At 65.3% G+C, this 19,771-nt stretch carries 19 protein-coding genes; 6 read left to right on the top strand and 13 right to left on the bottom strand.

The window, feature by feature from the left end; translation table 11 throughout:
* Positions 1-104: 104 nt before the first annotated feature.
* From J7E80_RS08495 to J7E80_RS08485, 3 genes are all read right to left on the bottom strand, one after another.
* The gene (locus J7E80_RS08495) at positions 105-1,808 is read right to left on the bottom strand and encodes a thiamine pyrophosphate-binding protein (RefSeq protein WP_215051029.1); all 1,704 of its coding nucleotides are present in this window, start codon (positions 1,806-1,808) and stop codon (positions 105-107) included.
* On the bottom strand, positions 1,805-2,920 hold the full coding sequence (speB, locus tag J7E80_RS08490; protein ID WP_215051028.1) for an agmatinase: 1,116 nt from the start codon (positions 2,918-2,920) through the stop codon (positions 1,805-1,807). The genes J7E80_RS08495 and speB overlap by 4 nt, the downstream gene beginning before the upstream one ends.
* 96 nt (positions 2,921-3,016) lie before the next feature.
* A complete protein-coding gene (locus J7E80_RS08485) occupies positions 3,017-3,499 on the bottom strand; it encodes a hypothetical protein (protein ID WP_215051027.1) in 483 nt (160 codons plus the stop codon).
* Between the two features lie 16 nt (positions 3,500-3,515).
* Here J7E80_RS08485 and J7E80_RS08480 point away from each other — a divergent pair, with 16 nt between their 5' ends.
* On the top strand, positions 3,516-3,860 hold the full coding sequence (locus J7E80_RS08480; RefSeq protein WP_215051026.1) for a hypothetical protein: 345 nt from the start codon (positions 3,516-3,518) through the stop codon (positions 3,858-3,860).
* A 90-nt stretch (positions 3,861-3,950) separates the two neighbouring features.
* On the opposite strand, the gene J7E80_RS08475 is transcribed toward J7E80_RS08480, so the two are convergent.
* On the bottom strand, positions 3,951-4,526 hold the full coding sequence (locus J7E80_RS08475) for a helix-turn-helix domain-containing protein (protein ID WP_215051025.1): 576 nt from the start codon (positions 4,524-4,526) through the stop codon (positions 3,951-3,953).
* A 272-nt stretch (positions 4,527-4,798) separates the two neighbouring features.
* Between J7E80_RS08475 and J7E80_RS08470 the strand changes: the two genes are divergently transcribed.
* A complete protein-coding gene (locus J7E80_RS08470) occupies positions 4,799-6,322 on the top strand; it encodes a sodium:solute symporter (protein WP_215051024.1) in 1,524 nt (507 codons plus the stop codon).
* Between the two features lie 116 nt (positions 6,323-6,438).
* On the opposite strand, the gene J7E80_RS08465 is transcribed toward J7E80_RS08470, so the two are convergent.
* Positions 6,439-6,672, bottom strand: coding sequence for a hypothetical protein (locus tag J7E80_RS08465; RefSeq protein WP_215051023.1), 234 nt, complete (start codon positions 6,670-6,672; stop codon positions 6,439-6,441).
* A gap of 246 nt (positions 6,673-6,918) precedes the next feature.
* Here J7E80_RS08465 and J7E80_RS08460 point away from each other — a divergent pair, with 246 nt between their 5' ends.
* Both J7E80_RS08460 and J7E80_RS08455 read left to right on the top strand, forming a co-directional pair.
* Positions 6,919-8,067, top strand: coding sequence for a VIT1/CCC1 transporter family protein (locus J7E80_RS08460; protein ID WP_215051022.1), 1,149 nt, complete (start codon positions 6,919-6,921; stop codon positions 8,065-8,067).
* A gap of 124 nt (positions 8,068-8,191) precedes the next feature.
* On the top strand, positions 8,192-9,115 hold the full coding sequence (locus J7E80_RS08455) for a matrixin family metalloprotease (protein ID WP_215051021.1): 924 nt from the start codon (positions 8,192-8,194) through the stop codon (positions 9,113-9,115).
* A gap of 42 nt (positions 9,116-9,157) precedes the next feature.
* Here J7E80_RS08455 and J7E80_RS08450 read toward each other — a convergent pair whose 3' ends face one another.
* From J7E80_RS08450 to J7E80_RS08435, 4 genes are all read right to left on the bottom strand, one after another.
* Positions 9,158-10,291 (bottom strand): LOG family protein, encoded by a 1,134-nt coding sequence (locus tag J7E80_RS08450; protein WP_215051020.1) that lies wholly within the window; start codon positions 10,289-10,291, stop codon positions 9,158-9,160.
* Positions 10,292-10,419: 128 nt separating this feature from the next.
* Positions 10,420-11,196, bottom strand: a complete 777-nt coding sequence (locus tag J7E80_RS08445) for an SDR family NAD(P)-dependent oxidoreductase (protein WP_215051019.1) — start codon at positions 11,194-11,196, stop codon at positions 10,420-10,422.
* A gap of 36 nt (positions 11,197-11,232) precedes the next feature.
* Entirely contained in the window at positions 11,233-12,600 is a 1,368-nt protein-coding gene (locus J7E80_RS08440; RefSeq protein ID WP_396020734.1) for an MFS transporter, read from the bottom strand.
* 198 nt (positions 12,601-12,798) lie between these two features.
* Complete coding sequence (locus tag J7E80_RS08435; protein WP_215051018.1) at positions 12,799-13,503, bottom strand: FadR/GntR family transcriptional regulator; 705 nt, start codon at positions 13,501-13,503, stop codon at positions 12,799-12,801.
* 183 nt (positions 13,504-13,686) lie between these two features.
* Here J7E80_RS08435 and J7E80_RS08430 point away from each other — a divergent pair, with 183 nt between their 5' ends.
* Positions 13,687-14,493: a gamma-glutamyl-gamma-aminobutyrate hydrolase family protein gene (locus tag J7E80_RS08430; RefSeq protein ID WP_215051017.1), complete on the top strand. Its 807-nt coding sequence runs from the start codon at positions 13,687-13,689 to the stop codon at positions 14,491-14,493.
* Here J7E80_RS08430 and J7E80_RS08425 read toward each other — a convergent pair.
* Genes J7E80_RS08425 through J7E80_RS08410 form a run of 4 tightly spaced genes read right to left on the bottom strand, consistent with a single transcriptional unit; the run spans position 14,490 to position 18,617 of the window.
* A complete protein-coding gene (locus tag J7E80_RS08425) occupies positions 14,490-15,524 on the bottom strand; it encodes a Gfo/Idh/MocA family oxidoreductase (protein WP_215051016.1) in 1,035 nt (344 codons plus the stop codon). The genes J7E80_RS08430 and J7E80_RS08425 overlap by 4 nt on opposite strands.
* A gap of 40 nt (positions 15,525-15,564) precedes the next feature.
* Positions 15,565-16,503 (bottom strand): ATP-binding cassette domain-containing protein, encoded by a 939-nt coding sequence (locus tag J7E80_RS08420; RefSeq protein WP_215051015.1) that lies wholly within the window; start codon positions 16,501-16,503, stop codon positions 15,565-15,567.
* Positions 16,504-16,508: 5 nt separating this feature from the next.
* Complete coding sequence (locus tag J7E80_RS08415; RefSeq protein WP_215051014.1) at positions 16,509-17,564, bottom strand: ABC transporter permease; 1,056 nt, start codon at positions 17,562-17,564, stop codon at positions 16,509-16,511.
* A gap of 57 nt (positions 17,565-17,621) precedes the next feature.
* Positions 17,622-18,617: a substrate-binding domain-containing protein gene (locus tag J7E80_RS08410; protein ID WP_215051013.1), complete on the bottom strand. Its 996-nt coding sequence runs from the start codon at positions 18,615-18,617 to the stop codon at positions 17,622-17,624.
* A 334-nt stretch (positions 18,618-18,951) separates the two neighbouring features.
* On the opposite strand from J7E80_RS08410, the gene J7E80_RS08405 reads away from it, so the two are divergent.
* A complete protein-coding gene (locus tag J7E80_RS08405; protein ID WP_215051012.1) occupies positions 18,952-19,692 on the top strand; it encodes a GntR family transcriptional regulator in 741 nt (246 codons plus the stop codon).
* Positions 19,693-19,771 lie beyond the last annotated feature (79 nt).

The following is a 19,771-nucleotide window of genomic DNA, read 5'->3' as shown; positions in this document are numbered from 1 at the left end:
TGTCCGCCGTCGGGCACCACAGAAAACGCGAACAGGCAGCTAATGCCCTCAAAATCGTGCTGAGAGGGCATTAGCTGCCTGTTCGCGCTGTGTTGTTGCGGTTGTTAGGGGGTCAGGTGGGTCGGGGCGAACATCTTGAGGAGCGTTTCGACGACGACGACGTTCGGTCCGTCCGAGGCGAAGCCAGCCTTCAGTGCGTCCCCCACGTTCTGGGGAGCCACCCGGGTGGCCGGAACGCCAAAGGCTTCGGCGAGCTTCACGAAGTCGGGGCGGGCGAGTTCCGTGGCCGTGGCCTTGCCGAAGGCCCCCACCATATACTCGCGCAGGATGCCGTAGCCGCCGTCGTCCACGATCAGCCAGGTGACCGGGACGTTGTGCTGCCGGGCCGTTGCCAGCTCCGCGATGGAGTACATGGCCGAGCCGTCGCCGGATACAGCGAGGACACGCGCCGAAGCAGGGGACTTGCCCACGGTTTCGAGGCCCACCGCTGCCCCGATTGCCGCCGGGAAGCCGTAGCCGAGCCCGCCGGCACCCTGGGCGGAGTGGAACTGGCCCTCCCGGGCGTCCCAGCAGCTCCAGGCCCAGTAGGCCGAGATGGTCATGTCCCAGAAGGTCTGCATGTCGGCAGGAACGGCCTCACGGATGTCGGCCATGAACTTCAGTTCCTTGCCGAGGTCCTGGGACTCGAGCCTGCCGCGAACCTTCGCCAGGGATCCCCGGACCAGCTCCTCGGGCGACACTCCGTGCCAGTTTGCTTCGACATTCTCAACCCGGGCCAGTGCCTCGTCCAGGGCCGCGAGCGCCTGTCCGGCGTCGGCCCTGATGCCCAGCCCTGGCCGGTTGGATTCAAGGACCCGGGGTTCGGCGTCGATCTGGATGATCCTGCCGCGCGGTTCGAAGGTGAAGTAGTTGGACGTGACTTCGCCCAGTGAGGAGCCGATCACGATCAGGACGTCCGCATCCTCGAGCACATCCGTCATGTGCCGGTCCTCGATCCAGGACTGCAACGACAACTCGTGGTTCCAGGGGAATGCGCCGTTGCCGCCGGGGGTGCAGATGACCGGGGCGCGCAGCTTCTCCGCAATGGAGAGCAGCGACTTCTCTGCCCTGCCGCGGCGAGTGCCGCCGCCGGCGATGATGGCGGGACGTTCCGCCGCCGACAGCCATTTGACCGCTTCGCGGACCAGCTCGACACGCGGCGGGTTGTCCGCGGCTTCGGCGAGCGCGTCCTCGACGGGGGGAACCATGATGGGGTCGAGCAGGACGTTCTGCGGGATCTCGAGCCAGACGGGGCCCTGCGGCGAGGAGATCGCTTCGGTCCACGCATCCTGGATGGCTGATGGAATACCGGAGGCGTGCTGGATGAGGCGCTGGCTCTTGGTGACGTTCGCGGCAGAGGCCTTCTGGTCGTCGAGTTGGTGCAGCATCCCCTTGCGGCGCGCGCCCAGGCCCTCAAGCGGGATCTGGCTGGCAACGACCACCATCGGCACGCCGGTGGCATAGGCCTCCTGCAGCCCGGCAAGTGACGTCAGCGCGCCGGGACCGGTGGACAGGAACAGCACGCCCACCTCCCCCGTGGCACGCGAATAGCCGTCCGCGGCGAACGCGCTGTTGTTCTCCACACGCGACGAGACGAACTGCAGGTTCCCGCGGCCCATCGCATCAAACAGGCCCAGCGCGTGCTGGCCGGGGATCCCGAAGACCGTTTTGGCACCGAGCGCTTCGAGGGTCTCGACGACGAGATCCCCGCCGTTGCGGACTTCCGTGCCTTTGGTGGGGGCTGCTGTCCCGGGATCGAAATCGATCACTTGAGCGCCCCCGCGGCCTGATGGCTGGTCGTGGCGTCGACAGGCTCGGCCAGCGGTGAGGAAGCCGAGAACCCGGCCGGGCGGCGGACTTCCTGTCCTAAGGCCTGGGCGGCGTAGCCTGTGTCTGCCCCGAACCGTTTGCCTTCGACGGCGTTGTCCGCCATCAGAGTGACGAGTTCGTAGGCGACATGGCTGGCGGCCACGCCGGTGATTTCAGCGTGGTCGTACGCGGGGGCGACTTCAACGACGTCGGCTCCGACGAGGTTCATACCGCGGAAGCCGCGGATGATTTCCAGGAGTTCCCGGCTGGTGATGCCGCCGGCTTCGGGGGTGCCGGTGCCGGGCGCGTGGGCTGGGTCCAGGACGTCGATGTCTACCGAGATATACAGCGGGCGGTTGCCGATGCGGTCGCGCACCTTGGCGACGGTCTCGAGGACGCCCTGGTGGTAGACGTCGGCCGAGGTGACGATGCCGAACCCGAAGCGGTGGTCGTCGTCGAGGTCCTTCTTGCCGTACAGCGGACCGCGGGTGCCGATGTGGCTGATGGCCTCAGTGTCCAGGATGCCCTCCTCGACCGCCCGCCTGAACGGGGTGCCGTGCGTGTATTCAGCGCCGAAATAGGTGTCCCACGTGTCCAGGTGGGCATCGAAGTGCAGCATTGCGATCGGGCCGCCGGCACGTTCCGCCGCGGCGCGCAGCAGCGGGAGCGCGATGGTGTGGTCCCCGCCGAGGGTCATCAGTTTGCTGCCGGCGGCAGTCAGGTCCAGGGCGTTCTGCTGGACGGTCTCGATGGCCTCGTTGATGTTGAACGGGTTGACGGCCATGTCGCCGGCATCCGCCACCTGGCAGTTCTCAAACGGGCTGACATCCCAGGCCGGGTTGTACGGGCGAAGCAGACGGCTGGCTTCGCGGACGTGGTTCGCGCCGAACCGTGCGCCGGGACGGTATGAAACACCGGAGTCGAAGGGGACACCGACCACCGTGATGTCCGCCTTGGACACCTGGTCCAGGCGGGGCAGCCGGGCATAGGTGGCCGCTCCTGCATAGCGGGGAATACGGGATGAATCGATGGGGCCAAGGTTGCCGTTGGCCTCGATGCGCAGCTCTTCCAAAGGAACGCCTCTCCTTCGAGGATAAAAGGTGGGTGTGACACCCATCATATACTCAAAGTTGCCTAATGTGCATCATCTGTTTACGAGATCCGGAAGCTATACATACCGGACGCTCAGCAGGAGCGCCCGAAGTTGGGCATACTGCCCGGTGCGCATCCACGCCTTGGCCGCATCGAGGCTGGGAAAGGCCACATCCTCGAAAATCACCCTGGCCACGAGCGCACCATTGGGCAGCAGGAACTGCGGCGAGCCGGAGCTTGCAAAGCCAGGACTAAACTCCTCACCCCTGCGAATGCCCATGGAGAAATGCCAGTAGCCGGAGACTTCGTCGGCGATGAAGCCGAAAGCGGCCTGCTCCCCGGCGGTGTTCACCAGGCCAGGCACAGGCTCCGCGTCCAGAACCGTTCGTACGACGGGCCCCGCGGCGCCGTCGCCGTACATGCCGCTGGTAATGGACACCAGGTCGTTGCCCGCAGCGTCCGCGAGGATCGCCTCGCGGGAAGCGCGGCGGCCCGCTTCGTCGAGGTAGGGCGCCTGGACGACGCGCACCGTCCAGGCGGCGGGGTACGAGAAGGACACATGCCCATCAGGAAAGGTGAACTTCTTCAGGGCTGCCCGAGCAGAAGGCGTCGGATTCGGGACGGCGGACCGAGGCGACGGCGCCACCGACTGGGGCGACGGCGTCAAGGACGGCGCGGCGGGAGGCGCCACTGGAGAGGAAGCGGGGGCAGAGGGGGCGGCCGAGGAGGCCGCGGGGGCGGCCGGCGGCGTGGACGTCAGGGCCGCGGAAGCCGACGGCGAGGTTGTACCTGGAGACGCCTCCGAGGGCCCGGAACCCCCCGCTGCGCATGAACTCAGCCCCAGGGCAACGGCGATCGATGCGGACAAAAACAAGCGCTGGCGACTGCCCATGCTTCCCCCAATATGCAATGCCCGGTGAAGCGCTACCGTGCGCTCATCGTAACGCCGGCGTTTCCAACGCAACAGTCACGATTGCGCAACCGGGAGAAGCGGGACCGGCCAGCAGACCTTAGCGGCTGGCGGCAGGAACCAGGACCCACAGCACCTCAACGGACTCATCCGTGGGGTTAGCCCAGGTGTGCGGTTCTCGGCCCGGGAAGGTGACAGTGTCACCGCTGTGGAGTTCGTATTCCTCATTGGTGAGGATGAGCTTGATGGTGCCCTTAATGACGTGCAGCACATCGACGTCGCAATCAACAGCGTAGAGCTCGGACTCGCCGCGCCCGCGCGGCTCAATGACAGCCTGGATGATTTGGAGCCGACGCTCCGAGCGGGCGGTCAGCAGCCGCTCAACGATCCCTTCGCCGCCCAGCGAGATGCGGGGGCCGGCGTCGCGCTTTGTCAGGTGGGTTTCCGGCGCGGCGAACAGATCGCCGATGGAGATGGACAGGACCTGGCACAGAGTCACCAGTGACGCGACCGAGGGCGAGGTCAGGTCCCGCTCCACACGGCTCAGGAAACCTTTTGTCAGTCCGGTGGCGTCCGCCACCTGTTCAATCGTGAGCCGCTGAGACTGTCGTGCGGCACGGATTCTTGAACCGATGGCAACCGGAACATTGCTCGGCTCAACTGGAAGTGCCTTCATTTACGAACCTTTCACGGCCGGCCGCTCGGCCCCATCTTTGGAGCCATACTAGCGGCACGCCGCTGATCAGATGCGGCAGGTAGCCCGTCACACAGGATTGCGTCTTGACTGTTACTCCGATCACAGCCTACGCTTTGAAGCAACAACTGTTGCCTACGAAGCAACAGGAACGAATCCCTTCAGTTTCCCCTCCGAGCAGCGCAACCCGTGCACCCAACTGCCCTCCCCCGGGTTGCCGCAAAGCTGCCAGAGCTCCAAGGAGCCCCAACATCATGGATGCAAATATCGTCAATATCGCCATCGTGGTGGCGTACCTGGCCGCGATGCTGGCCTTCGGCTGGTGGGGCAAGTCCCGCACCAGGAACAACAGTGACTTCCTCGTGGCCGGGCGCAGGCTCGGGCCCTTCCTCTACACGGGGACCATGGCGGCCGTCGTCCTTGGCGGTGCCTCGACAGTGGGCGGCGTGGGACTCGGCTACAAGTTCGGCATCTCGGGCATGTGGCTCGTGGTGGCCATCGGGACCGGTGTGCTGGCGTTGAGCCTGCTCTTTGCCGGCACCATCCAGAAGCTGAAGATCTACACCGTCTCCCAGATGCTGTCGCTCCGCTACGGCAGCCACGCCACCCAGACGTCCGGCATCGTCATGCTGGCGTACACGCTGATGCTCTGCGCCACGTCCACGGGAGCCTATGCCACCATCTTCGTGGTGCTGTTCGGCTGGGACCGGGCGCTGGCCATCGCCATCGGCGGCGCCATCGTGCTGGTCTACTCCACGATTGGCGGCATGTGGTCCATCACCCTCGCCGACCAGGTCCAGTTCATCATCAAGACGGTCGGCATCTTCATCCTCATGCTGCCCTTCACGCTCAATGCGGCCGGCGGCCTCGACGGCATCCGCAGCCGCGTCGATGCCAGCTTCTTCCAGATCGATGGCATCGGCCTGCAAACCATCATCACGTACTTCGTCGTCTACACCCTGGGCCTGCTGATCGGCCAGGACATCTGGCAGCGCGTCTTCACCGCCAAGACGCCCCGGGTGGCCCGCTGGGGCGGCGCCACGGCAGGAATCTACTGCATCCTCTATGGCGCAGCCGGCGCACTGATCGGCCTCGGCGCCCGCGTCGCGCTGCCCGACATCGACGTCGCCACCGCCGGCAAGGATGTCGTTTACGCCGAGGTGGCGCAGAACCTGCTGCCCGTCGGCATCGGCGGCCTCGTGCTTGCCGCCGCCGTGGCAGCCATGATGTCCACCGCGTCCGGCGCCCTGATTGCCGCGGCAACGGTAGCCCGTGCCGACGTCCTCCCGTTCGTGGCCAGCTGGTTCGGCAAGACCATCAACACCGACGACTCGGACAATCCCGAGCACGACGTCAAGGCAAACCGCATGTGGGTGCTGGGGCTCGGCATCATTGCCATCCTCATCGCCATCATCACCAAGGACGTGGTCGCTGCGCTGACCATCGCGTACGACATCCTGGTGGGCGGCCTGCTTGTCGCGATCCTCGGCGGGCTCGTCTGGAAGCGCGGCACGGGAGTGGCGGCAGCAGCATCGATGGCCGTCGGTTCAGTGATCACGCTCGGCACCATGATCGTCCTGGAAGTCAACGCGAAGGCCCCGCTGGACGGAATCTTCGCCAACGAACCGATCTACTTCGGTCTGCTGGCATCCGCCCTGGTGTACGTGGCCGTCTCACTGCTGACCAAGCCCACGGATCCATCTGTCATGCGGAACTGGTACCGGCGCGTGGCTGGCCAGGAATCCGAGGAAGTGCCGGTTCCCGCCGTGGCCAGCTAGCAGCCAACCCCTGGTTTTTGACAGGACAGCCATCGGCTCGCACGACTTAACGCCCGACGGCGGTGCCTTCCCTTCGAGGGGAAGGCACCGCCGTCGGGCGTTACGCGAGTGGAGCGTTATGCTTCGTAGTCTTCGTCGTCACGGAATTCGTCCGCGTCCAGCGCCACTACCCGCTCGTCCTCGTCCACCGCGGGCGGTGCGACGGGCACAACCCGTTCCTCGGAATCGAGGAACTCATCTTCGGCATCCCAGTCTTCGTCCACGGGCACGTCCTCGGCGAAGTCATAGGCGGGATCGGATTCGATGGTGCGGCGGGCGTCGGGCTCGGGGTGTGATCCGGTGGTGTTCATAATGCAGACCTCCGTGTGATTGAACTTCCGTGCCCTCCGTCAGCGAGGCACGTTTTCATCAGAACACCACCCTTGCAGGGGGTCAAGGGCCGCGCGGCAGGCTGGCCGGAAACCCCTAAAAGAACGGCAGAATTACGGGTTCCCTAAACTTTCGACTGAGGACCACCGGCCCAAAATCCCCGGAATTGCGGGGTATGCTGGGCGTGCAGTGGGGCCAAGCATGCCTCATCGAGTCCAGGAGTTCCCGTGTCGCAGCACGCAAAATTTGACCCCCTCAGCGAAACCGCCGCCGGTGTAGACGCCTCATCCGGAACCACCCCGAGCGCGGCCGACGTCAAACGCTGGCGTCAGTACTTGGCCGACGAACGAGCCGAGGCTGCCGTCTACCGGGATCTCGCGCAGAGCCGCACCGGCGAAGAACGCGCCATCCTCCTGGCCCTGGCCGAGGCCGAAGGCCGCCACGAGGCACACTGGCTAAAGCTCCTCGGCGGACAGGCGGGAAAGCCCCGCCGCGCCTCCGCCCGCAGCCGGCTGCTGGGCTTCCTCGCCCGGCACTTCGGATCGGTTTTCGTGCTGGCACTGGCGCAACGCGCTGAGGGACGCTCCCCCTATACCAGGGATCCATCCGCGACACCGGCCATGGCAGCGGACGAACAGATCCATGAGGAAGTGGTGCGCGGCCTGGCCACCCGCGGCCGCAACCGGCTGGCAGGCACCTTCAGGGCGGCCGTTTTCGGCGCCAACGATGGACTGGTCAGCAACCTGTCGCTCGTGATGGGCATGGCCGCCACGGGCGTGACCAGCACCGTGGTCCTGCTGAGCGGCATCGCGGGCCTGCTGGCCGGCGCATTCTCCATGGGTGCGGGTGAATTCGTTTCCGTCCGTTCGCAGCGTGAGCTCCTCGCCGCCACCCGGCCCACCCAGGTGACCCTCGCCGCGGCGCCGCAGCTGGATATTGAGCACAACGAACTCCTGCTCGTGTACCTGGCCCGGGGCATGTCCCGGGAAGCCGCCGAGCACCGGGTGGCGGAACGGATGGGCCTCTTCAGCTGCGACTGCGATCCGAGCCTCTCGCTCCAGCCTGAACTCCCCCGGGCGGCGGACGAGCACGAGGCGGTGGGCACCGCCTGGGGTGCGGCACTGTCCAGCTTCTGTTTCTTCGCCTCCGGCGCGATCGTGCCCATCATCCCTTTCCTCTTCGGCATGACCGGCACCGGCGCCCTGGTGGTGGCCGCAGTGCTGGTCGGCATTGCCCTGCTGGCAACCGGCGGCATTGTCGGCCTGCTGTCCGGCACTTCTCCGCTGACCCGGGGTCTTCGTCAGCTGGCCATCGGCCTGGGCGCCGCCGGCGTCACCTACCTGCTGGGCATGGCGTTCGGCGCCGTAATCGCATGACGCGGCATCGGGGAGGCCTCCGCTTCCCGGAGACGCCGTAGTGGAGGAGCCGAGCGGGGAAGGCACCCGCGCACCCGTATCCTCCGGCGAACCCCGGAACGGGAACAGCGGGCACCGCCACCGCATGCATCCACGCCATTCCGGATCCGCGCGCGCCGCCAGCCGGTTCATCCGCAGTCTGGTCCTCATCGCCGTCATGGCCTGTGCCGCCTTCGTGGCGACCGGGCTCGCCTACTGGGATCCCCGGCTCGCCGGCCTGCTGGAGTTCCGTCTGGGCGCCGGCAGTGAAGATCCTAAGACGGGTACGCCTGCACACCCCGGCAACACCGGGCACGCCGGGGAGCCAGGCTCACAGGCCGGGGCGGCCGACCGCAGCGAGCTCGCACCGCCACCCGGTCTCGAGGAAGCGGACGAACCGCTCGGAACACCGGAGGCGCCGCCGAACCAGAGCGATTCGTATAAGTTCCTGGCCACGAACGACGACGGCACGCCGGTCGGCTATTCACCGTGCCGGCCGCTGCACTATGTCGTGAACGCTGACCTTGCCCCGGAAGGCGCGGCCGGGCTGGTTCACGACGCTATCCGGACCATTTCGCGCGCGACGGGTATCCGGTTCGTCAACGACGGCGCCACCGACGAGCAGCCGTCGGCCCAGCGCTCCCCGTACCAGCCCGGAACGTATGGAGAGAGGTGGGCGCCGCTGCTCATCAGCTGGACGACCCCCGAGGCAGCCCCCAAGCTCAAGGGGCAGATCATCGGCACGGGAGGCAGCACGCACTTCAGCTTTGGGGACGGTCCCAAGAGCTTCGTCACCGGCAGCCTCGAACTCGACGCGCCACAGATTGGCGCGGAGCTGCACCGCATTGACGGGACCGGCTACGCCACCGCCGTCATCCTGCACGAACTCGGCCACGTCATGGGCCTTGAGCACGTGGACGACCCCGTCCAGCTGATGTACCCCGAGATCGGCACGCCTGACGGCCTGGCCGCTGGGGATCTCAACGGCCTGCAGGCGCTGAGCAAGGCCCCCTGCCGGAAGGACCTGTAAGCGGCAAGTGCCCCCAAGTGCTTCATCTGCGGGCAGCGGCGGTCACGTGCCCAGCACCGCGAGCGCCTCCTCCACGCTGTCCACCAGGAAGATCCGCTGCTCCATCGGCTTGCCGGCGGCCAGGCTTTGCAGCATGGGCCAGGCCGGATACCGGTGTTCCCAATGCTCCCGGCCCACCAGCACCATGGGTGTCATGGTTTCGGGTGCGCCGTAGTAGTTCTCGCACGCATCCTGGAATATCTCCTGGATGGTCCCGGCCGACCCGGGCAGGAACACAATCCCGCCCTTGCACAGCTCCAGGAGTATGGCTTCCCGGATTGCGTTGGCGAAGTACTTGGCGATGTGGGTCGCGAAGTAGTTGGGCGGTTCGTGGCCGTAAAACCAGGTGGGGATGCCCAGCGACAGCGTTCCGCCCGGAAACCGTTCGACGACGGCTGCCGCGGCACGTGCCCACGCAGACACTGAGGGCCGGAAGCCGGGGACAGCGGCCAGTTCGGCGATGACCTCCCGGAGATCTTTTTCTGGCATTTCACTGAGGTAGGCACCGAGGTTTGCCGCCTCCATGGCCCCCGGTCCGCCCCCGGTGGCCACCGTCCGTCCGCCGCGGGCCAGAAGCCTGCCCAGCCTTGCAGCGTCGGCAAAGCCCGCACTCCCCCGCTGGGCTGCATGGCCACCCATGACGCCGACGATCATGCGCCCGCCGTCGAGGACCGTGTGGGACAGCTCCTCCAGTGCATCGCCGATGGCGTGGTCGTGCAGGGCGGCCGCCAGAGTGGCGTCGAGACGGTGCCGCTGGCCGGGCCGCATGCTCCACTGGTACACCAGCGCATCCGGCGTTGCCTCATACGGGGTGTGTTGGATTCCGGCGTAGAGCTCCTGCGGCGTGTAGAGCTGTCCGCGGTAGGCGTTGAACGGCACGCCCTCCAGCTTCGGAAAAATCAGGGCGCCCCGCCGGCGGAGCGAGTCCTCCACTCCGGGATCGAACGTGCAGCCCAGGAAGATGGCGCCTTCCGCGTCCAAGGCAGCGAGCGCCGGAGCCCTGCCGCGCAGGTCCAGTGATTGCGCGTGCCAGCCGTGCATCGTCCGGGCTCCGGCGCGGACCAGCTGGTCGAATCCGGAAAGGCTCTCGACGTCGAGGGTCCGCGGGCTGGGGTTCAGGCTGCCGGAGGGGTTCATGATGCCAGCCTAGCGAGCCGTGCCAGCCTGGGAAGCAGGCCGGGCTGACGCCCCAAACCGGTGCTGGACGCGGAAGTGCCCCGCAGCCGGCCGCGGGGCACTTCCAGGGCGTTGCTGGTGGGACCGGGTCAGGAAACCTGGAGCCCGCCGTTGATGTCATAGGTGGCGGCGGTGATGTAGCCGGAGTCCTTGCCGAGCAGGAAGGAGATGAGTGCAGCCACTTCCTCCCGGGTGCCGACGCGGCCCATCATGATGCCTTCGGACATCTGTGCCTTGCGCTCTTCGGTCAGGGTGCCGCCCATGATGTCGGTGTCGATCGGACCGGGGGCGATGGCGTTGACAGTGACGCCGAACTCGCCGACTTCGCGGGCCAGTGCACGGGTGAAGCCGATGATTCCGGCCTTGGAGGCACTGTAGGCAACCTTGGAGTAGGTGCCGCCGCCACGCTGTGCCGAGATGGAGGAGATGCTCACGATGCGTCCAAGCTTGCGCTCGATCATGCCCTTGAGCACCCGCTGGGAAACGATGAAAGTTCCGCGCATGTTGATCGCGAAAACCTTGTCCCACTCTTCCACGGTGGTTTCCATGAAGGTCGTCGGAGAGCTGATGCCTGCCAGGTTCGCCAGGGCGACAATCGGCGGCAGCGACTCTTCGATCTCGGTGATCGCCCGGTCTACGGACGCGGCGTCGGAAACGTCGGCGCCGACACCGATGGCCTTCACGGCCCGGTTGGAACCGATCTCCGCGGCGGCCGCCTTGGCGTCCTCGGCGTTGATGTCCAGGATCGCGATGGACCAGCCTTCGCTGGCCATGCGGTCGGCCGCTGCTCGGCCGATGCCGCGGGCGGAGGCCGCGCCGGTCAGCACGACTGTACGGTCGGCGGGGAAGGGAGTGGTTGAGGTCATTGCAGGTATTCCTTTAAGTGGTTCTCTGGGTGGTTCTTAGTGGGTAACAGTGACCTTGGCGGCTGCCTCGACAGCAGGATCCAGGGCAGCGTCGCCTTCGGGGCGCTTGCGGGCGTAGAGGTAGGTGGCGACAGCCGTGACGCACAGGCAGAAGGAGAGGAACAGCAGGCCGCTCTGGTTGCTGCCGGTGGCGTCGTTGAACAGGCCGACGGCGTAGGGGGCAACGAAGCCGCCGAGGTTACCCAGGGAGTTCACCATGGCCAGGCCGGAGGCTGCTGCTGCTCCGGTGAGCGCTGCGGACGGCATGGACAGGAACGGGGCGATGGCTCCGTAGATACCCATGGCCGCGGCGGTGAGGGCGATCAGGGCCAGGATGGGGTTGACCTGGAGTAGATAACCTGCAGACAGCAGACCCACGCCGGCGAGCACCATGCTGACGGAACTGTGCCAGGCACGCTTGCCCGTCTTGTCGGCTCGCTTGCTCCAGAAGTACACGAAGACGGCCGCAATGGCGTACGGAATGAGGACGATGAACCCGACCTGGGCGGTGGAGAACTTTCCGAGGGCGGCAACGATCGTGGGCATCCAGAGTCCGAGGCCGTAGATACCGCAGACGAGGCCGAAGTAGAGTGCCGAGTAAACGATGGTTCGCTTGTCCTTGAGGCCGGCCAGGAAGTTGTGGCTGCCGCCTTTGGACTTGGCTGCCAGTTCGGCATCCATGGTGGCGGAAAGCCATTCGCGTTCGTCGGCGTTGAGCCACTTGGCGTCCCGGGGGCGGTCGGTCATCAGGATCGGGGTCAGCACGCCGAGGAGGATGGCCGGGATGCCTTCGATGATGTAGAGCCACTGCCAACCCTGGAGGCCCATGACACCGTCCATCTGGAGCAGCAGGCCGGAGACCGGAGCGCCGAGGGCGTTGGAGATGGGCTGGGCGAGGATGAAGATGCCCAGGACGGTGACGCGCTGCGCCGCCGGGAACCACAGGGTCAGGTAGAAGAGGATGGCCGGGAAGAAGCCTGCCTCGGCTGCACCGAGCAGGAATCGGATGATGTAGTAGGTCGTCTCGCCGTTTACCAAAGCCATCGCTGAGGCAAAGATGCCCCAGGTGATGAGGATGCGGGCCAGCCATTTGCGGGCGCCGAAGCGGTACATTCCTGCGTTGCTCGGGATTTCCAGCAGCGCATAGCCGAGGAAGAAGATGCCGGCGCCCAGACCGTATGCTGAAGCGCTGAGGCCAATGTCCTCGCTCATCGTCAGCTTGGCGAACCCGACGTTATTCCGGTCCAGGTAAGCGATGAAGTAGAGGAGAACGATCAGGGGCATGACGCGGCGGCGGACTTTGCGGAGGGTGCGGTCACCAAGCTCGCCGAGTCCCGTGGACTTAGTGGTTAATGAAGTCATCATCGACCTTCTGTCTGTCGGTTCCGGACCGGCGGCTTCGCGCGGAGGGATCCGATGATTTTTATTGGGGGGTTCTGTCCGCTCGAGTGCCGAGCATCATTGAGGATCTATTTGTATCTGATGTCAGACATCTGACGGAAGAACATGAGCAAAATACTAGAAGGTGATGCGTATTACGTCAAGGCTGGGATGAGCGAGGGGTCAGTGCTTGCCGTGGACGTAGCGCTCGTAGTCCTCGAAGGTCTGGTCCATGTGCTCGTCCATCGCCCGGCGGGCGAGTTCGCCGTCGCCCGTGAGAATGCTGTCCAGCACGCGCTGGTGGAAGGCGATGGCATGGCGCTGGATCTCTTCGACCGCGGAAGTTTCCCGGCGTGCGACATACAGATACTGGCCCAACTGAGCCAGCAGGGCCCGCACAAAGGGATTGCCCGATGCCTTCAGCACCGCATCATGGAAGGCGATGTCGGCCGTGACAAATCCGTCCAGGTCGGCGGATTCATGAAACCGCTTCATGTCCGAGATCGCCTGCCGCATCTCCTCGACGTGCTCCGGAGCATGGCGCTTGGCGGCAAGGGCGGCCGCGCCGGTTTCCACCATGCGTCGCACTTCGATCAGGCCGATGGACACCTGGTCCGCAGCGTTTCCGTGCGAGGCAGCCTTGAAGATGGCGTCCAGGCCCGTCCAGTTGTCTGCAGGGTTCACGAAGGTTCCGCGCCCGGCCTTGACGTAGAGGATGTGCTGAGCCCGCAACGCCTTAAGCGCCTCGCGTACAGTCAGCCGGCTGACATCGTAGGCCTTCGCAATGTCGGCTTCCGGAGGCAGGGCATCGTGCGGTTTCAGCTTTCCGGCAAGGATGTCGTCCAGCAGGCCGTCGACGAGGTGGTCAACCAGTGTCCTGCGACCCATTGGAACGCCTACTTTCATTTTTCCTGCTGCCGTCGATGCGACTAACACTACCGAAGCGGCGGCGTCCCTGGCCGGTTCCGGCAGGTAGCCGAAGGGCAACCGCGATTAAGCGGTCCCTGGCCACCAGGCATCGGATGTCCGTCAAGCAAGCGTAGCCGCTCACTCGTGGTGCAGAATTTGAGCATGCAGAATTCATCACCTGCCGGCAGTCCGCGCCCCCGCATCGGCATCCCTGTCCGCCTCAGCAGCTCGGCACATCCCGACCCCCGCGTGGCTGAGGCCAACGGCCTCTTCGATTTCATCGTGGACCTCGTGCACGACGGCGGCGGCGAACCGGTGCTGCTGACCCCCGAACTCGTCGAAGATGGCCTGTTCGACGGCGGCCGGCGGGCCGGCGCGCCTGGGGCGCTTGACGGCGTCGTACTTCCCGGTGGCGGCGACCTTGATCCGCGGCTCTATGGCGAGGAACCGGGCGACACACTCTACGACGTCAACCCGGAGCAGGACCGGCTGGATATTGCGGTGGCGCGCCAGACGATCGACGCCGGACTCCCCCTGCTGGGGATCTGCCGCGGCCACCAGCTCCTCAATGTCCTTTACGGCGGAACACTCATCCAGGACATGACGCCGGGTGCTGTGCCCCACCGCGACAGTCCGCAGGAGGGCGGCGGATTGTGGGCCTGGCATGATGTGGCGATCTCGCCGGGGTCCAGGGTGGCGCAGCTGTACGGTGCGGTCGCGGAAGCGGTGCCCGGGGATTCGGGTGCCTTGAGGGTAAAGGTCGCGTCCGGCCATCACCAGGCCGCGGCGCCGGTGGCGCCCGGCTTGGTGGTGACCGCAGTGGCAGAGGACGGCATCGTCGAGGCCCTGGAAGACCCGGAACGGTGGGTGGTCTCGGTCCAATGGCATCCCGAGGTTGTCGAACTGCCGGAAGCCGAGCGGATTGCCCCGTTCCGGGCCTTTGTGGAAGCCTGCCGGCAGGTCCGCTAGAGGAAGACGGCGGCGGCGAGCCGCACGGGCAGCCCGGTTTCGAGCGATTCCTGGGCCGCGTCCGCCACAAGGGAGGCCGCGACGGCGTCCTCCGCCGTGCAGGGATTTTCCCGCCGCCCAAGCACGAGTTCCACAAATGCGGCCATTTCGGAGCGGTAGGCCTGGTCGAAGCGCTCCGCGAAGGTCTTGTGGGATTCGCCGGACGGGAACTCGATGCCCGCTTCCGCCGAGGCCAGCGCTGTTTTCTCGTCAAGGCCCACCATGAGCGAACCGGTTGAACCCTGGATTTCGAGCCGGACGTCGTGCCCGGCCCCGTTGTAGCGTGAGGCACCCACGGAACCCAGCGAGCCGTCGTCGAACGTCACTAGCGCCAGCGCGGTGTCCACGTCCCCTACAGCCCCAATGGCGGGATCGCCCTTGTTGGACCCTTTGGCGTAGACTTCCACGATTTCACGGCCGGTAAGCCACCGCAGGATGTCGAAATCATGGACGGAGCAGTCACGGAACAGCCCGCCGGACGTCGCCAGGAACTCCACAGGCGGCGGCGCCATGTCACAGGTGACGGCGCGCAGCGAGTGGATCCAGCCTAGCTCGCCCGCCGCAAAAGCGCGCTTTGCCTCAAGGTAGCCGGCATCGAACCGCCGCTGGTGGCCGATCTGAACGGTTCCCTTGCTGGCACGGATGTAGTCCAGGACCGGAAGCGAGTCCGCCACGTTCATGGCCACGGGTTTCTCACAGAACACCGGAATGCCCGCATCCACCCCTGCCCTGATCAGTTCCGGGTGCGTCCCGGTGCCGGTGGCGATGACCAGGCCGTCGATTCCCGACCCGATCAGCACTTCCACCGACGGGAAGAACTCCGCGCCCAGCCCTTTGGCGACCGTACGTGCATGGTCCGCCGCCACATCCGTCAGCCTGAGACGGACGTTGATCCCGTGAGGCCGGAGCACGTCGTTCAGCGAAACGATGTTGCCGGCGTGCATCACCCCGATGCGGCCAACGCCGACGAGGCCGAGCGTGATGTCTTTCATGCGTTTCCTTACTGCTGGATAAGTGGCTAGGTTTTGAAACTCAGGCGCGTACGCGGTTTGGAGTGCCGGCGTCCGTGGCGCCCGCGTTCTCGGTTCCGGCTACTTCAGCCTGGACTTCCTTGACGATGTCGCCGTGCCCGCCGAGCTGTTCCAGCTCGTGGGCGAGTTCGGCGAGTTCGGCGCCGCCGGCCATTTGGGCGGTGAGCTCGTCGAGGGTGATGTCCTTCTTGTCGTAGTAGCCGATGGAGCGGCCGCGCTTGAGTAGCAGGAACCGGTCGCCCACCGGGAAGGCGTGGTGGGGGTTGTGGGTGATGAAGATGACGCCCAGTCCCCGGTCCCGGGCCTGCAGGATGTAACGCAGCACCACGCCGGACTGCTTGACGCCGAGGGCGGCGGTGGGTTCGTCCAGGATCAGGACCTTGGCGCCGAAATACACGGCGCGGGCGATCGCGACACACTGGCGCTCCCCGCCGGAGAGCTGGCCGATGGGCTGCTCGACATCACGCAGGTCGATGCCCATGTCGGCGAGTTCCTTCTTGGTGATGTCCTTCATCTTCTGGACGTCCAGCTTCTTGAACGGCCCGACACCGGTGGTCAGCTCCGAGCCCAGGAAGAAGTTTCGCCAGATCGGCATCAGGGGAACGACGGCGAGGTCCTGGTAGACCGTTGCGATGCCCACATCGAGGGCGTCGCGGGGCGAGGTGAACTTCCGCTCTTCGCCCATGATGTGCAGGATGCCTTCGTCGTGCTGGTGCAGGCCGGCGATGATCTTGATCAGTGTGGACTTGCCGGCGCCGTTGTCGCCGAGGACGCAGGTGACGCGGCCGTTGTCCACGGCCATGGTGACGTCAGTAAGGGCGACGATGTTGCCATAGTGCTTGCCGACGTTTTCCAGGGAGAGGAGATGCACGGGGGTGTGGGTCAGCGGGTCCTTTTCGTCCTTGAGGAGCTGCTGCTGGTCGATCTGCTTCGCATTCATGGTTTTCAGCCCTTACTTGCGTCTGCGCGGCGCTTGACGATCAGGTTCACGATGGTGGCCAGGAGCAGCATCAGGCCCAGGAAGAACTTGAACCAGTCCGGGTTCCACTGGGCGTAGACGATGCCCTTGTTGGCCATGCCGAAGATGAAGGCGCCGATGGCACCGCCCACGGCCGACCCGTAGCCGCCGGTGAGGAGGCAGCCGCCGATGACTGCGGCGATGATGTAGAGGAATTCGTTGCCCACGCCTTCGCCGGACTGCACGGCGTCAAAGGCGAACAGGTTGTGCATGCCCAGGATCCAGCCGCAGAAGCCGACGGCCATGAACAGGCCGATCTTGGTCGCTTTGACAGGAACACCCACGGCACGGGCGGCGTTCGCATCGCCGCCGACGGCGAAGATCCAGTTGCCCACCTTGGTGCGCAGCAGCACCCAGGACGCCACGGCAACCAGGGCGGTCCAGATGAAGACCGTGTTATTGACGTCCACCCCGGCGATGTTCACGGAGGAGGCAAAGATGGCGCGGGCCGCCTGGTAACCGTCCATGCTGGAAATGGACGGGGAGGACACGCCGCCACTGATCATGCGGGTCAGGCCAAGGTTGAGGCCGGTCAGCATCAGGAACGTTGCGAGGGTGACGATGAAGCTCGGCAGCTTGGTCTTCATAAGGATCCAGCCGTTGATGAAGCCAATGCCCAGGGACACTACGAGGGCCAGGATCACGCCGACCCACACGTTCATGCTGAAGTACCAGCTGAACATCGAGGCGGTCAGGGCAGAGCTGATCACGGCAACGCCGGTAGAAAGATCGAACTCGCCGCCGATCATCAGCAGCGATACTCCAACTGCCATGATGCCGATCGTGGAGCTGCCGTAAAGGACGGTGGCGAAGGCGTTAGGCTGCGTAAAAGTCTGGGAAACCGAAGCGAAAAACACGAACAAAACGATCGCCCCGACGAGGGCGCCTACCTCAGGGCGGCCGAGCAGTTTCTGCAGCGGGTTGCGCTTGCCGACCCGCTCGTCAGTCACCGCCGGCTTTGTAATGGTCTGGGTCATGGTCATTGGAATACTCCTTGCTGCCGGGCCCGGCGATCCCGCCGGGCCCGGGCTGGCGGGATGCTAACGGATACCCTGCTGGGCGAAAGTGAGGGCATTTGCTGCGCCGGCCTTGTCCACGATGGTGGGGCCGGTCAGGACGGGCTGGCCGCCACCGAGCTTAAAGCCGCCGCGCTTGACCTGCCACAGTGCATCAATCGAGCCATAGCCCTGGAGCCACGGCTGCTGGTCGACGGTGAATTCAACGGCGCCGTCGGCAATCTTCTGGGCGAGCTCGGCATTCATGTCAAAGGAGGCCACCTTTGCCTTGCTTCCGGCGGTGGTCACCGCCTTGAGGATGGTCAGCGTGTAGGGCGCCCCCAACCCGATGACGACGTCGGCGTCAGACGTGGCCTGCAGTTTGGCCGTCACCGTAGAGGAAACCTGGGTCATGTCCGTGCCCGTAACATACAGGATCTCTGTAGCAGGAACCTTCGACTTCACGCCTGCGCAGCGGGCTTCGAGGCCGACGTGGCCTTGCTCCTGGATGACGCAGACGGGATGCTTGAGGCCGAGAGAGTTGAGCTTCTCGCCGACCGCTTCACCAGCCAGCTTTTCATTTGAACCGAAGTGGGTGAACGCACCCAGCTGGGCGGAAACGGATTCACCAGCGTTGAGGCTCACGATCGGAATGCCTGCGTCGGTGGCCTTCTTGAGCGCGTCTTTCAGCGCGTCCGGCTTGGCCAGGGTTACAGCGATGCCGTCCACCTTCTGGTCAACGGCCTGTTGGATGAGCTGCGCCTGCCGGCCGCCTTCAGGATCGGAGGTGTACAGCAGCTCGACGTTGTCCTTGGCGGCGGCTTCCTCAGCGCCCTTGCGGACAATGTCCCAGAACGTGTCCCCCGGAGCGGCGTGAGTGATAAGTGCAACCTTAATGCGGGGGGTCGAGGCAACCTGCCCGGCGCCACCGCCACTGTTCGCCTCGGGAGCCCGCCCACCCTGGCTGGAGCATGCCGCCAGAGCGAGCATTGGGATTGCGACTACCGCGACGGCCGCGCGGCGCCAAAAGAACTTGGTCACAGTAAATCTCCTTTGATTTGGGGGCCGGGACCATCGCCACTATGCGGGGTCACCAAAGCCTTCTACACCGATCATGGTGATTCGGCTCACAGATGTCAATAGTTTGTCCTGACATTAGGATGTTTTTACCAAAGGCCTTTCTGCAAGGACGACTTTCGGGGCGATATCGCTGACTCCGAGGGCGGGCCGGTCGAAGGGGGATGCGGCGAAAGGAGCCTTGACCGCCGTTGACTCACTGCTATGATCAGAAAAGCAGTATGTCCTATCAAGCGAACATGTACCGGACATACGGGGTTCTGGACGCAGGACCGCCGCAGCGCAAAGGGAGCAGTTAATGGCGAACCAACTTCATCTCAGCATCGACAGGTCATCGCCGGTGCCCCTGTACCACCAGGTGGTCCAGGGCATCGAGGCAGCGATCCACTCGGGGCTGCTGGAGCCAGGAAGCCGGCTGGAGAATGAAATCGACCTCGCCGCGCAGCTGAACCTCTCCCGGCCCACCATGCGCAAAGCCATGGACGAGCTGGTCCGCTCGGGGCTGCTGGTCCGCAAACGCGGCGTGGGCACCCAGGTGGTTTCGAGCCAGGTCCGCCGTCCCCTCGAACTCTCGAGCCTTTATGACGACCTCACCAACAACGGCAGCAAACCCACCACCGATGTCCTGACCTTCGCGCACATCGAAGCCGACGACGCCACGAGGCAGGCCCTGCACCTGCCGGCAGGCGCGAAGGTCTACCACTTCACCAGGCTCCGCAAGGTTGGCGGCAAGCCGCTTGCCCTGATGGAGAACTGGGTCCGCGACGACATCACACACATCGACGAGGAAATGCTGGGTACGCAGGGGCTATACGGAATTCTTCGCAGCGGCGGGGTCAACTTCCGGCTGGCCACACAGCGGATCGGCGCGATGGTGGCCAACGAGTACCAGGCCCCGCTCCTTGAAACGGAACCCGGGTCCGCCTTGGTCACCATGGACCGAACTGCCGTGGACGACACCGGCCGGAACGTGGAGACGGGCCACCATGTGTACCGCGGCGATTCCTACAGCTTTGAAATGACGCTTGTTCAGCGTTAGGCCTCCAGCGTTAGGCACATTCAGCGTCAGGCACGCTCAGCGTTAGCCACGTTACGCGTAACGCCCTGACTGACACACG

Source organism: Arthrobacter sp. ISL-28, from assembly GCF_018613875.1.
In the GTDB taxonomy this organism is placed as follows: domain Bacteria; phylum Actinomycetota; class Actinomycetes; order Actinomycetales; family Micrococcaceae; genus Arthrobacter.
The sequence above is the reverse complement of the archived record's forward strand: the minus strand, read 5'-3'. Positions and strand labels throughout refer to the sequence as shown.